Source organism: Bauldia sp., from assembly GCA_037200845.1.
Lineage (GTDB): Bacteria > Pseudomonadota > Alphaproteobacteria > Rhizobiales > Kaistiaceae > DASZQY01.
Genome location: JBBCGQ010000001.1, coordinates 2725850 through 2738983, shown reverse-complemented (window position 1 = coordinate 2738983; position 13134 = coordinate 2725850). Strand labels below are relative to the sequence as shown.

Below are 13134 nucleotides of genomic sequence, written 5' to 3'. Positions count from 1 at the left end.
CGAAACCGGCCGGCGGGGCGATCCCGCGACTGCCGGTTGGTGCGGATGGCATGTTGAAACCCACAAAATCGACGGCGGTAGAAACCGCCCAGTACATCGGCGGCATGGCGCGCGAGCTGCGTGCGCTGGCGGCCAAATCGGATCTCGGATTTCTCGCCTACCTTCTTTCGATGGTCGAGCAGGAAGCCGACCTCGAGGGCAGGGACAAACCGTCCGATGCCGGGAAGAAGATGGGCAGCGGCTGACTTCACCCGATCAACGAGACGCGCCCGCCCGGGTGGCGCTCCAGCCGCCCGGCCAGGTCGAGCTCGATCAGCACCAGGCGCACGACCGCGGGCGACAGGCCGGTGAAGCGGATGATCTCGTCGATCTCGACCGGCGTGGTGCCCATCGCGCCGACGATCCGCGCGCGGTCGCCATCGCCGGCGTCCGTCGCGACCTCCTCGCGCTCGCTCTCGCGCGCGGCGGGCGGCGGTGGATCCTGCCCGAGCATGGGTCGGACCTCGGCGATGATGTCGTCGATGGCGGTGACGATGCTGGCGCCATCCTTGATCAACTGATTGGTGCCGCCGGCGCGCGGGTCGAGCGGTGAGCCGGGCACGGCGAAGACGAGGCGGCCCTGCTCGGCGGCCAGCCGCGCGGTGATCAGCGAGCCCGAGCGCAGCGCCGCCTCGACCACGACGACGGCCAGCGACATGCCCGAGATGATGCGATTGCGGCGCGGGAAATCCTTGCCGCGCGGCGTGTGGCCCATCGGCATCTCGCTGACGTGGGCGCCGCCCTTGGCGACGATGCTCTCCGCGAGGTCGATGTTGTCGACGGGGTAGGGCCGGTCGAGCCCGCCAGCGAAGACCGCGATCGTGCCGCTTGCCTCCGACGCGGCATGCGCGGCGGCATCGATACCGCGCGCCAGGCCCGACACCACGGCGAAGCCGGCGTCGGCGATGCCGGCGGCGACCTGCATCGCGAATTTCCGCCCGACGATGGAGCAGTTGCGCGAGCCGACGACCGCGATTGCCGGCCGCGTCAGGATCGAGCCGGGGCCGCGCACGGTTATCAGCGGCGGGGCGCCGTCGATGGCGCGGAGCCACGGCGGGTAGTCGGCCTCGCCGATGGCGACAATGCGGGCGCCCATCGCTGTCGCGGCTGCGATCTCGCGCTCGGCCTCCTCGACGGTGGCGAGACGCAGCGGACGGCCTCCGCGGCGCGAGAGATCGGGCGCGCCTTCCAGCGCCGCCGTGGCGCTGCCGAAATGATTGACCAGGGCGCGGAAAGTGACCGGGCCGATGCCTTCGGTGCGGATCAGCCGAAGCCAGGCGATGCGCTGCTCGTCGGTGAGGGCGGCAGCGGTGGCCGTCATTTGGCGCCGATGCGCTTCTCGGTGCCGGCCATCAGGCGGCTCAGGTTTTCGCTGTGGCGCCACCACAGCACGACGGTGAGCACGGCGAACAGCAGCGCCATCGGCCAGCCGGCGAACCATGCGACGACGAACGGCGTCAGCAAACTCGCGGTCAGTGCGCTGGCCGAGGAGATGCGCGTGACGACCGCCGTCGCCAGCCACGCGAGGCAGAAGAAGATCGCGCCGGGCCACCACAGGCCGACGAGGATGCCGATGTAGGTGGCGACGCCCTTGCCGCCCTTGAAGTTGAGCCAGACCGGAAAAAGATGCCCGGCGAAGGCGCCGAGGCCGGCGGCGATCGCGGCGGCCGGTCCGCCGACGAGGCCGCCGAGCAGCACCGCAACGGTACCCTTGGCGCCGTCGCCGATCAGCGTGCCGGCGGCGATCGCCTTGTTGCCGGTGCGCAGCACGTTGGTGGCGCCGATGTTGCCGGAGCCGATGGCGCGGATGTCGCCGAGGCCGGCGAGGCGCGTCAGGATCAGGCCGAAGGGAATCGTGCCGAGGAGGTAGCCGAGGACAAGCGCGGCGAGATCCGCCCAAGGATTGCCCCACGTCATCGCTCGTTCGCCCCGGTTGTTTCGCGCAGGCTATGCGGACGTTGGGCAGGGGGCAACTGTGCGTTGATGCGGTGGCGGCGCCCCCTCGCCCTTCCTCCCTAGGCTCGCTTCGCTCGCCAAGTTCGGAAGCCCTCTCCCACGGGGGGAGAGGGGACACACGGACAATGCAGCATATTCCCTCTCCCCTAGTGGGAGAGGGCTGCGCCTCTTATGAGCGAAGCGAATAAGAGGCGGAGGGTGAGGGGGACTTTCCCCCTCGCGCATCACGCGCGTTTCTTGCCGCCGCCCTTGTCGCGGTAGCCGGCGGCCACGGCATCTTCCTCCGTGCGGAAGAAGACGGTGTCGGCGGTGACTTCGTCGGCGCCGGCAGCGTGGAATTCGTGTTTGCGGCTGTTGCCGACCACGGCGGGTTCGGTGTCCGCCTCGCAGTAGATGCAGCGCAGGCGCGGATGGCCGTCGGCGTTCGGCAGCAGCCAGAATTTGTTGCGCGTGTAGTGCTTCTCGAGCGGATCGTGGACGATGCAGTTGTCGTTCGAGCAGCGCATACCGACGTTGTTCGGCCGGTCGTAGAGCGGGCGCACCGCTTCGCCGAAGCCTTCGGCGTATTGCTCCAGGCCATCGCCGCGGCTGGTGAGCAGATCGATCAGCGCCATGCGGACCGGCACGCCATACGATGCCTGGCGGAAGTATACGGCGCGGGCGTCGCTATCCAGCGCGGTATCGAGCTCGCCGACGCGCGGCAGGGGGTGCAGCACACTGGTGTCGGCGTACTTCGCTTCCTTGAGGAATTTGGAATCGATCTTGGGGTAGTCGCCCTTCGCTTCCGCCCAGCGTTCCTTCTGGAAGCGCGTGACGTAGAAGACATCGACCTTCTTGCGCAGCTTCACGACTTCCGGGTCGACGTTCGGGATCAGCGAAAGCTGGTGCGGCTCCTGCGGCGTGACGTAAAGCGCGTCGATGGCGGCGTTGTCGTGCTCGTACTGCTCGCGCGGTACGGTGCGGCAGTTGAATTCCTCGCGGAGCCGCGCATCGACGTGGGCGGGCAGCTCCATGCCCTTCGCCGGCATCATCATGATGTTGGCGCCGAAGCGGGCCAGCGCATAGACGAACGAATGGATGGTGCGGCTGCCGCGGAGGTCGCCGGAGACCGCGACGTTGAGGTCGCGCAGTTTCTTGTTCTCGCGGCGGAGCGTGAAGATGTCGCAGAGCGTCTGGGTCGGGTGCTCGTGGGCGCCGTCGCCGCCGTTGATGATCGGCACGGTGGCGTATTCGGCGGCAAGGCGGGCGGCGCCGTCGCGCGGATGGCGGAGCACGATGATATCGGCGTAGTTCGAGACGACGCGGACGGTGTCGGCGAGGCTTTCGCCCTTGGCGACGCTGCTGGTCGCGGGATCGGCGCTGGTTACGATCTGGCCGCCGAGGCGCAGCATGGCGCTTTCGAACGACAGGCGGGTGCGGGTCGAGGGCTCGTAGAAAAGGCTGGCAAGGATGCGGCCTTTGGCCTTGTCCGTGCTCTCGCCGATACGGTGCTTGTGGGCGGGATCGCCCAGCGAATCGAGATAGCCATCGGCGACCTCGAAGACCCGCTCAATCTCGCGGTTGGTGAGGTCGTTGATCGAGGTTACGTGCCGTACGCCGGACGATGCCATTAAAGGCACGCCTATAGGCGGAGTCGGGGGCCGCGGCAAGCGGCGCGGAACCCGGCATGGTACGCTCGCCCACAGGCGAATCGCCGGCCCATGGCCCGCGATTGGGAGGAGCAATTTGGTTTCGGCTGCCGATACGCACGAAGTCTTCAACCAAACGCCGCCCTTCGCTGGCCTGAACCTCTTCACCTCCGACCCGGCGCTGGGGGCGCTGGTCGAGGGGGCGCCGCAGGTGGTCGTCGATCAGCTCGTCGAGCACGGGCAGCAGTGGGGGACGCCGGAGACGTTCGAGCTCGGGCGGATCGCCAACGTCGCGACGCCGGTGCTGCGCAATTTCGATGCGAACGGCACGCGCATCGATTCGCTCGAGTTTCATCCGGCCTACCACGCGCTGATGCGGCGGAGCGTTGCCGTCGGGCTCCAGTGCTCGATCTGGGACGCGTCGGGCGAGGAGGCGAACGTGCGCGCCGTCGCCCGCGCCGCGCGCCTCTACATGAGCGCCGAGGTGGAAAGCGGGCATCTCGCCGCGATGACCATGACCAACGCCACGGTGGCGGCGCTGGCGCACGCGCCTAACCTCGCCGACGTCTGGCTGCCGCGCATCCGCACGCGGCGCTACGACAGCGGGCAGCGCTCGCTGACGGCGAAGGCCGGTGCGCTCATCGGCGTCGGCTTCACCGAGAAGCAGGGCGGCACCGATCTCGGCTCGAATACGAGCGCGGCGGTGGAATCTTCCGACGGCATGTGGCGGATCACCGGCCACAAGTGGTTCGTCTCCGGCGCCGCGAGCGATGCGTTCCTGGTGCTGGCGCAGACCGTCGATGGGCTCACCTGCTTCCTCATTCCGCGCTACCTGCAGGACGGCGCGCTGAACGGCATCCGCCTGATGCGCCTCAAGGACACGCTCGGCCACCGCTCCAATGCGATCGGCGAGATCGAGCTCGATCATGCCGCCGCCTGGCTGGTCGGCGAGTCCGGCGGCGGGCAGGCGGCGATCGTCGACATGATGACGCTGATGCGGCTCGACGCGTCGGTCGCCGCCGCCGGCATGATGCGGCTGGCGCTTGCCGAGGCGGTGCATCATTGCCGCTACCGCAAGGCGGGCGGGCAGGTGCTGATCGAGCAGCCGCTGATGACGCGCGTGCTCGCCGACATGGCGCTCGACGCCGTCGCGTCGGCGGCGCTGGCGTTCCGGTTGGCCGAATCCTACGACCGCGCCGCCGACGATCCGGCGGAGGCCGCGTTCGCGCGGCTGATGACGCCGGCGGTGAAATACTGGACGTCGAAGGTCGCGCCTTCGATGATCGGCGAGGCGATGGAGGCGCTCGGCGGCAACGCCTACGTCGAGGAAAGCCGGCTGCCGCGGCTCTACCGCGACGCGCCGGCGAACTCGATGGGCGAGGGCACCGGCAACATCATGGCGCTAGAAGTCATGCGCGTGTTGCGCAAATCGTCCGAGCCGCTGGAGTCGGTGCTGGCCAACGTCGAGGACGCGCTCGGCAACACGGCGAAGTCGACGCTGAACGTGCTGCGTGCCGCCACTGCGGTGGCGCTCGCCGACGAAGGTTCTGCGCGCATCCTGACCGAGCAACTGGCGATGACGGTCGCCGCTGCGGCGCTCCGGCGGCGCTTCCCGTCGGTGGTCGCCGACGCGTTCCTCGAAACGCGGCTCGGCAAGCCGTGGCGCTCGACCTACGGCATGCTCGACTCGCGCTTCGATGCGCGGGCGTTCGTCAATTATCTTTGCCCGGTGGATTAGCGCGGGGGCGGACCCCCTCCCATCCTCCCCCTTTCAGGGGGAGGGGATCACGAGTGGTGCGCCTCCTCCCCCTGAAAGGGGGCGGGAGGGGGTCGACCTCCGCCTCCGTTACAACTTCTTCAGCCGATCCAGCACGCCCTGCAAAATGAATGCTGCCGCCATCTTGTCGACCAGTTCGCCCCGCCGTTTCCGGCTGGCGTCGGCGTCGAGCAGCGTGCGTGTCACGGCGGCGGTGGAGAGCCGCTCGTCCCAGAACAGCAGCGGCAGTTCGGTCAGCCCGGCGAGGCTGCGGGCGAAGGCGCGGGTCGCCTGGACGCGCGGGCCCTCGCTGCCGTCCATGTTGAGCGGCAGGCCGAGGACCAGTCCGGCGACCTGATGCTTCGCCGCCTCGGCGAGCAGGTCCTTGGCGTCGGCGGTGAATTTCGTCCGCGCGATGGTGCGCAGCGGCGATGCGATCTGGCGGCCGATGTCGGAGATCGCGAGGCCGATGGTTTTCGTGCCGAGATCGAGCCCCATCAGCGGCGCCTTCGGCGGCAGGGCGCGGGCGAAATCTTCGGCGGAGAAATCCGCCAGCGGCTTATTCATGGCGGCAGTATCGCACATTCGACGAGCGGAGATCGCTCATGGCCACGGTCGCGGCCCGCACCCGTTCCTAGCAGCGGCATAACAGCGGAGCCACCTTCCTCGGCGGAGGTCCCGCTCTACTATCCCCTCATCGCGGCACAAGCCGCACGGCAAACCAAACGCCAAGGGGATACGCATGAAGCTGACCTGGTACGGCCACTCGGCCTTCCGCATCGAATACGCCGGCGCGGTGATCCTGCTCGATCCGTTCATCGCCAACCCGACCTTCAAGGGCGACGTGAAGGCCGCCTACCAGGGCGCGACGCACGTGCTGCTGACCCACGGGCATGGCGACCACGTCGGGCTCACGGTCGAGATCGCCAAGGCGACCGGCGCGGTGGTCGTCGCCAATCCCGAGGTGTCCGGCTACCTCGCCAAGCAAGGCGTCAGCAACATATCGCCGATCAACCACGGCGGCGAACTGAACCTTGGATCGTTCACCGCGGGCTACGTCCCGGCATGGCATTCGTCGTCGGCCGACGACGGGACGTATCTCGGCAACCCCGGCGGCTTCGTACTGATGGCGCCTGGTGAGAAGACGGTGCTGGCGATGGGCGACACCGGCATCTTCGACGGCATGAAGCTGATCGGCGAGATCTACCAGCCGAAAGTCGGGCTGGTGCCGATTGGCGATCGCTTCACGATGGGCGCGCGGCTGGCGGCGCTCGCCTGCAAACGGTTTTTCGATTTCGAGACGGTGGTGCCCTGCCACTACGGGACGTTCGGCCTGCTCGACGCGACGCCCGATAAATTCATCGGCGAGATGAAGGGCGGCAAGGCGAAGGTGGTGGTGCCGGAGCGTGGGACGGCGGTGACGCTGTAGGCAGCGGGCAATCGGCAGTGGGCAATCGGCAGTGCAGGCGTTGGCGATTGCCGGCCGCCTGTTGCCGACTGCCGGCTTGCTACGGCCGATACTGCTGGATGCGCGTCGTGCGCAGGCCCGCGAGGCCGTGCGCGTCGATCGACTGCTGCCAGGAGAGGAATTCCTCCACCGTCAGCGTGTAACGGGCGCAAGCTTCCTCGAGGCTCAAGAGGCCGCCGCGCACCGCGGCGACCACTTCGGCCTTGCGCCGGATGACCCAGCGCTTGGTGTTGCGCGGCGGAAGATCCGCAATAGTTAGCGGGCTGCCATCGGGTCCGATGACATACTTCACGCGCGCACGGATCTGTTCGGTCATTCGACTCTCGTACAAAAACCTGACCTGACGAAGCGCCACCGTACCCGCCACGCCTTAAAATTCGGCTAAGCGAAGCCAAACAAAACCCTAAGATTTCCGGGCGATTTCGCTGCTTTTGCTAGCTTTTCCAAGGGGCGATTAACCTTGAAGACGGCGCCGCCGCCTCTATAGTCACCGCCAATCCATGAAGGGGCGGTCTCCGCCGTTACGAATGCTTCCAGACCTCGATCTCTCCGGCGACCGCAAGTCCACGCGCGTCGTCGTCGCCATGTCGGGCGGGGTCGATTCCTCGGTCGTCGCCGGGCTTCTGACCCGCGCCGGCTATGACGTCGTTGGCGTCACCCTGCAGCTTTACGACCACGGCGAGGCGACCCACCGGAAGGGCGCGTGCTGCGCCGGGCAGGACGTGCAGGACGCCCGCCGCGTCGCCGAGACGCTCGGCATTCCGCACTACGTCCTCGATTATGAAAGCCGCTTCCGCGACCAGGTGATCGACAGCTTCGCGGCGAGCTACATCGCCGGCGAGACGCCGGTGCCCTGCGTCGCCTGCAACCAGACGGTCAAGTTTGCCGATCTTCTCGGCACGGCGAAGCAGCTCGGCGCCGCCGCGCTCGCCACCGGCCACTACGTCATGTCGAAGGCGGAGGGCAACCACCGCGCCCTGTTCCGCCCGGCCGACATCGACCGCGACCAGAGCTACTTCCTGTTCGCGACGACGCAGGAGCAGCTCGATTTCGTCCGCTTCCCGCTCGGCACCATGACCAAGCCCGAGGTGCGAGCGGCGGCGCGCGAGTTCGGCCTGTCGGTCGCCGACAAGCACGACAGCCAGGACATCTGCTTCGTGCCGAACGGCAAGTACACCGACGTGATCGAGCGGCTGCGCCCCGATGCGGCGGCCGGCGGCGACATCGTGCACATCGACGGGCGCATTCTCGGCCGCCACGCCGGCATCATCCACTATACGATCGGCCAGCGGCGCGGCATCGGCGTCGCCACCGGCGAGCCGCTCTACGTCGTGCATCTCGATCCGGCCGGGCGGCGCGTCATCGTCGGCCCGCGCGAGGCGCTGGCGACGCGCCAGTTGCATCTGCGCCAGGTCAACTGGCTCGGGCAGGGGAGCCTTGCGGAAATTCCGGCCGAGGGCATGGACGTCTTCGCGCGCGTGCGCTCGACCCGGGCGCCATCGCCGGCGCGTCTCGTCAACAATAACGGCGCCATCGCGGTCGATCTCAGCGACGGCGAAGCGGGCGTCGCGCCCGGCCAGGCCTGCGTGCTTTACGAAGGCGACGGCCCCGGCGCCCGGGTGCTCGGCGGCGGTTTCATCGAGAAGGCCGAGCATGCGCGCGAGGCGGAAACTGCGTTGCGGCGGATCATCGCGCAGCCCGTCGTGGCGGCGCTGGCTTAGACGGGTTTCCTCGCCCTTCGCCTCTAATTCGCTTCGCTCACAAGAGGCGAAGCCCTCTCCCCTTCGGGGCGAGGGGGCTGAGGCGGTTATTCGTCCCCTCTCCCCAAAGGGGAGAGGGCTTTTTCTCTTGGCGAGCGCAGCGAGCCTAGAGAAAGAGGGTGAGGGAATGCTGCCGTCTTGCTCCCCTCCGCCGCAGCAATGCTATAGCTGCCTCGATCTCGGGAGGGGTTCATGGCGGGGCGTCTGTTTCTGGGCATCGACGGCGGCGGCAGCACGACGCGGGCGCGCATTCGCGACGACGACGGAAACCTGCTCGGCGAGGGCAAGGCCGGCCCCGGCAACGCGCGCCTCGGCGATCTCGCCTATGCCGAAATCATGAAGGCATGCCGCGCGGCGCTCGCCGCGGCCGGGTTCGCGGAGCGCGACTTCGAGCGCATCCATGCCGGCTTCGGGCTCGCCGGCGTGCAGCAGGACGAGGACCGCGACCAGATACGCAACCGGCCCTATCCCTTCGCCTCGCTGATCATCGATACGGACGCCTACACCGCGTACATGGGCGCGTTCCGCGGCGAGGACGGCGCCATCCTGATCCTCGGCACCGGCTCGGGCGGGCTGGCGACGATTGGCGGCAAACGCCTCAACGTCGGCGGCTGGGGCGCCGACATCGCCGACGAGGGCAGCGGCCTGTCGATCGGGCGCCTCGCGATCCGTAAGTCGCTGTGGGCGCTGGAGGGCATGGCACCGCTGACGCCGCTGGCGGACTCCATCTTGAATGAATTCGACCGCAGCCCGCCGAAGGCGGTGATCTGGGCGGGCAAGGCGATCCCCGGCGACTTCGCCAAATTTGCGCCGCGCGTGTTCGACTACGCCAAGCGGGGCGACGTGCTCGCGATCGACATCATCGACGAAGCGGCGCGCGGCGCGACGATGCTGATCAACCGGCTCATCGAGCTCGGCGCGCCGAAGGTGGCGATGATCGGCGGCATCTTTCCGGTGCTCCATCCGTGGCTGGCGCCCGAGGTGCAGGCGCGGCTGATCTGGCCGGCGGGCGATGCGATGGATGGCGCGATCCAGATGGCGGAACGCTGGCTGCGCGGCGTCGGGACCGGCCGGCCGTGACCACCGCACTCACCGGCGCGCGCATCTTCGACGGCACGCGCATCGTCGATGGCTACGCCGTGATCATCGACGGCGAGCGTATCGCGGCGGTCGTGCCGGAGCGCGAGGCGCCGGCGGGGGCGCGCAAGGTCGCGGGCCTGATCGCGCCGGGGTTCATTGACGTGCAGATCAATGGCGGGGGCGGCATTCTTTTCAACGACGCGCCGACCGTTGCGGGCATCGCCGCGATCGGCGCGGCGCATCGCGCACACGGCGTCACCGGCTTCCTGCCGACGCTGATCACCGATACGCGCGAGCAGATGAGTGCGGCGATCGCGGCTGCGCGCTCCGCGATTTCGGCCAAGGTGCCGGGCGCTCTCGGCATCCATGTCGAGGGGCCGTTCATCAGCCTCGAACGCAAGGGCGTGCATGCGGCGCGTTTCATTCGCGCGATGGAGGCGGAGGATATCGCGATCCTTTGCCAGCCGACCGGCGGCAAGACTCTGGTGACGCTGGCGCCTGAGGTCGTGCCGCCCGCGACGATCCGGCAGCTCGCTGCGGCGGGCGTCATCGTCGCCGCCGGCCACACCGCCGCGTCGTCCGAGCAGGTCGCGGCGGCGCGGGCGGCCGGGCTCACCGGTTTCACCCATCTCTACAACGCCATGCCGCCGCTGGCGGGCAGGGCGCCGGGTCCCGTCGGCGCCGCGCTTGACGACGCCGAGGCGTGGGCGAGCATCATCGCCGACCTGCACCATGTCTCGGCGCAGGCGTTGCGGGTCGCGATCGCAGCGCGCGGATGGCAGCGGACGATGCTGGTCAGCGACGCCATGCCGACCGTCGGCGCCGACCTCGCCGAGTTCACGCTGCACGGCCGCACGGTTCGCCTCGCCGGCGGCAAGCTGACCACCGAGGACGGTGGGCTTGCCGGCGCGCATCTCGCGATGGACATGGCGGTGCGGAACGCCGTCGCTGGCCTCGGCCTGCCGCTCGAGGCGGCGCTGGCACATGGCGTCGCGGGCGCCGGCCGAGTTCCTCGGCCTCGGCCATCGCTACGGCCGCGTCGCGCCGGGCTACGCCGCGTCGCTGGTGCTGCTCGACGACGATCTCGCCGTGCGCGAAACCTGGATCGACGGCGCCGGCTAGTCGAGGTAGCGGAAGTGCTCCATCTCGTAGCGGTGGGCTTGCAGGATGCGCAGCGCCTGCGCCTCGCTCAGCCGCTCGCGCCACGCTCCGGCCTTGCCGGAGACGAAGAAGCGATCGGCGTGCACCGAGCGTTCGCGGAAGGCGCTCTCTTCTTCCTGGCGCTTGAGCTTGTCGAACGACGACAGCTCGATCGCCTCGCTGAGTTGCTCGGGCGTCGGCTCCTGGCGAAGGTGCGCGGCGATCGCGCCGAACGTCTCGGTCGGCTTCGCCAGCATGTCCTCGTAGCGGACGACGAGAATGGTCGGGCTCTTGACGGTCGTCCAGCCGCGACGTGCTCGCTCCAGCTTCCCCAGATCTCGAAGGCCGTCTCCTGCGAGTTTTCGGTGGCGAAGCCCGGCGTCGCCATCACCTCGATCGCATCGTCGATGCTGCGGCCGATGTGTTTCGCCAGCGAGGGGGCGACGTCGCGCGGGTCGCGGACGATGTAGATAGCGCCGATCGAGGCGCGCGCATTGACGGTCGACAGGCCGCCCAGATCGCCAAGGCAGATTGTGCGTCTTGAGCATGGCGACGTTGGGCATGCGCTCGGCAACGGTCATCTGCACCTGGGCGCGGACGCCCATGACCTCGGCGCGCGAGGCCTGGTCGAGCGGCTTGCCGAGATACTGCTGGAACAGGCCGAACAGCTTCGCCTCGTAGCCCGAGGCGCGGTCGAGCTGTTCAGCTCGTCCTCCTCCCGCGGGAATCCGTTCTGGATACGCACGAGCTGGTAGAGGAAGGCGCGCAGCCACGTATTGCCCGATTTCGGATACGAGGCGAGCCAGACAAGGCCGCGCGGATCGTTCGGGTTGCTGTTGATCATTCCTTCCCCCAGATAGGCGCCGCGGCGGCGGACCATAGCCGAAGTCCGGACCGCTCCGCCTCCCAAAAATCGGCCTCAGCCTTGAGGCTTTTCTAGGCGGCGACGGCCGAAATGGCCTCGACCAGCTCGTCGACGATGCGGGCGATGACCGCCCGCGTCGTCGCCCTCGGCCATGACGCGGATCACCGGCTCGGTGCCCGAGGCGCGGATGACCAGGCGGCCCGAGTGGGCGAGGCGCAGGTTGGCGTCGTCGATGATCTCGCGCACGCGGCCGTCTTCCAGCGCCTTGCGGCTCGGCGTGCGCACGCTCTTCAGCACCTGCGGCACCGGCTCGAAGCGATGGCAGACCTCGCTCACCGGCCGGCCATGCGTCTTCACCAGCGCCAGCAACTGCAGCGCGGCGACGAGGCCGTCGCCGGTGGTGGTGAAGTCGGTCATGATGATGTGGCCGGACTGCTCGCCGCCGAGATTGAAGCCGTGCTCGACCATGGCCTCGGAGACATAGCGGTCGCCGACCGGGGTGCGCACGACGCGGAGGCCGATCTCGTTGAGGAATCTCTCCAGCCCGAGATTGGACATCACGGTCACCGCCACGCCGGCGCGGGCGAGGGCGCCCGTCGGCCGACCACGATTCGGCGATCGCGGCGATGAGCTGGTCGCCGTCGACCAGCTCGCCCTTCTCGTCGATGACGACGACGCGGTCGGCATCGCCGTCGAGCGCGATGCCGATGTCGGCGCCGGTCTCCAGCACCTTGGCGGCGAGCGCCTGCGGCGCGGTCGAGCCGACGCCGGCGTTGATGTTGAAGCCGTCCGGGTCGACGCCGATGGCGATGACCTCGGCGCCGAGTTCCCACAGCGCCGCGGGGGCGACCTTGTAGGCGGCGCCGTTGGCGCAATCGATGACGACGCGCAGGCCGGCGAGCGACAGGTCGCGGGCGAGCGTGCGCTTGGCGAACTCGACGTAACGGTCCTGCACGCCGTCGATGCGCTGGGCGCGCCCAAGCTCAGTGGGCTTCGACAGGCGGGAGCCCAGATCGACGTCGATCAGGTCCTCGATGCCGGCCTCGACGTTGTCGGACAGCTTGAAGCCGTCCGGGCCGAACAGCTTGATGCCGTTGTCGGCGTAGAGATTGTGCGAGGCGGAGATCATGACGCCCGATGTCGCAGCGCATGGAGCGCGTCAGCATGGCGATGCCGGGCGTCGGTATCGGCCGGTGAGCAGCACGTCCATGCCGACCGAAAGGGAAGCCGGCGGTCAGCGCGTTCTCGATCATGTAGCTCGACAGGCGCGTGTCCTTGCCGACGACGACGCGATGGCGGTGGGCGCCGCGCTGGAAGACCAGCCCGCGCCGCCATGCCGACCTTCAGGGCGATGTCGGCCGTCATCGGAAAGGTATTCGCCTGCCCGCGGATGCCGGTCGGTGCCCGAAGTATTTGCGCTTCCGTGCCCAAGCCGGCCCTAT

12 protein-coding genes and 2 pseudogenes are annotated in these 13134 nt (G+C 68.7%); 8 read left to right on the top strand and 6 right to left on the bottom strand.

The window, feature by feature from the left end; genetic code table 11:
- The first annotated feature begins 50 nt into the window (after nucleotides 1-50).
- On the top strand, nucleotides 51-245 hold the full coding sequence (locus WDM94_13645) for a hypothetical protein (GenBank protein MEJ0013632.1): 195 nt from the start codon (nucleotides 51-53) through the stop codon (nucleotides 243-245).
- A gap of 2 nt (nucleotides 246-247) precedes the next feature.
- Here the strand turns inward: WDM94_13645 and dprA are convergent, their stop codons facing one another.
- From dprA to WDM94_13630, 3 genes are all read right to left on the bottom strand, one after another.
- Complete coding sequence (gene dprA, locus WDM94_13640) at nucleotides 248-1360, bottom strand: DNA-processing protein DprA (protein MEJ0013631.1); 1113 nt, start codon at nucleotides 1358-1360, stop codon at nucleotides 248-250.
- Nucleotides 1357-1956 carry a glycerol-3-phosphate 1-O-acyltransferase PlsY gene (gene plsY / locus WDM94_13635; protein MEJ0013630.1) on the bottom strand — a complete coding sequence of 200 codons (600 nt, stop codon included), beginning with the start codon at nucleotides 1954-1956 and terminating at the stop codon, nucleotides 1357-1359. Before plsY ends, dprA begins: the two co-directional genes overlap by 4 nt.
- Nucleotides 1957-2219: 263 nt before the next feature.
- Nucleotides 2220-3605 (bottom strand): hypothetical protein, encoded by a 1386-nt coding sequence (locus tag WDM94_13630; GenBank protein ID MEJ0013629.1) that lies wholly within the window; start codon nucleotides 3603-3605, stop codon nucleotides 2220-2222.
- Between the two features lie 115 nt (nucleotides 3606-3720).
- Between WDM94_13630 and WDM94_13625 the strand changes: the two genes are divergently transcribed.
- Complete coding sequence (locus WDM94_13625; protein ID MEJ0013628.1) at nucleotides 3721-5361, top strand: acyl-CoA dehydrogenase family protein; 1641 nt, start codon at nucleotides 3721-3723, stop codon at nucleotides 5359-5361.
- 108 nt (nucleotides 5362-5469) lie between these two features.
- Here the strand turns inward: WDM94_13625 and ruvX are convergent, their stop codons facing one another.
- Nucleotides 5470-5946 (bottom strand): Holliday junction resolvase RuvX, encoded by a 477-nt coding sequence (gene ruvX / locus WDM94_13620; protein ID MEJ0013627.1) that lies wholly within the window; start codon nucleotides 5944-5946, stop codon nucleotides 5470-5472.
- A 175-nt stretch (nucleotides 5947-6121) separates the two neighbouring features.
- Here ruvX and WDM94_13615 point away from each other — a divergent pair, with 175 nt between their 5' ends.
- Complete coding sequence (locus tag WDM94_13615) at nucleotides 6122-6808, top strand: metal-dependent hydrolase (protein MEJ0013626.1); 687 nt, start codon at nucleotides 6122-6124, stop codon at nucleotides 6806-6808.
- A 79-nt stretch (nucleotides 6809-6887) separates the two neighbouring features.
- On the opposite strand, the gene WDM94_13610 is transcribed toward WDM94_13615, so the two are convergent.
- Nucleotides 6888-7163, bottom strand: a complete 276-nt coding sequence (locus tag WDM94_13610; protein ID MEJ0013625.1) for a DUF1153 domain-containing protein — start codon at nucleotides 7161-7163, stop codon at nucleotides 6888-6890.
- Nucleotides 7164-7374: 211 nt separating this feature from the next.
- Between WDM94_13610 and mnmA the strand changes: the two genes are divergently transcribed.
- From mnmA to WDM94_13585, 5 genes and pseudogenes are all read left to right on the top strand, one after another.
- Nucleotides 7375-8568, top strand: a complete 1194-nt coding sequence (gene mnmA / locus WDM94_13605; protein ID MEJ0013624.1) for a tRNA 2-thiouridine(34) synthase MnmA — start codon at nucleotides 7375-7377, stop codon at nucleotides 8566-8568.
- Between the two features lie 231 nt (nucleotides 8569-8799).
- The gene (locus tag WDM94_13600) at nucleotides 8800-9687 is read left to right on the top strand and encodes a BadF/BadG/BcrA/BcrD ATPase family protein (GenBank protein ID MEJ0013623.1); all 888 of its coding nucleotides are present in this window, start codon (nucleotides 8800-8802) and stop codon (nucleotides 9685-9687) included.
- Nucleotides 9573-10604, top strand: a pseudogene (nagA, locus tag WDM94_13595) (N-acetylglucosamine-6-phosphate deacetylase). Before WDM94_13600 ends, nagA begins: the two are co-directional and overlap by 115 nt.
- Before the next feature lie 67 nt (nucleotides 10605-10671).
- A complete protein-coding gene (locus WDM94_13590; GenBank protein MEJ0013622.1) occupies nucleotides 10672-10809 on the top strand; it encodes an amidohydrolase family protein in 138 nt (45 codons plus the stop codon).
- A gap of 512 nt (nucleotides 10810-11321) precedes the next feature.
- Nucleotides 11322-11582 carry a hypothetical protein gene (locus tag WDM94_13585; GenBank protein MEJ0013621.1) on the top strand — a complete coding sequence of 87 codons (261 nt, stop codon included), beginning with the start codon at nucleotides 11322-11324 and terminating at the stop codon, nucleotides 11580-11582.
- A 181-nt stretch (nucleotides 11583-11763) separates the two neighbouring features.
- On the opposite strand, the pseudogene glmM reads toward WDM94_13585, so the two are convergent.
- A pseudogene (gene glmM, locus WDM94_13580) lies at nucleotides 11764-13134 on the bottom strand (phosphoglucosamine mutase).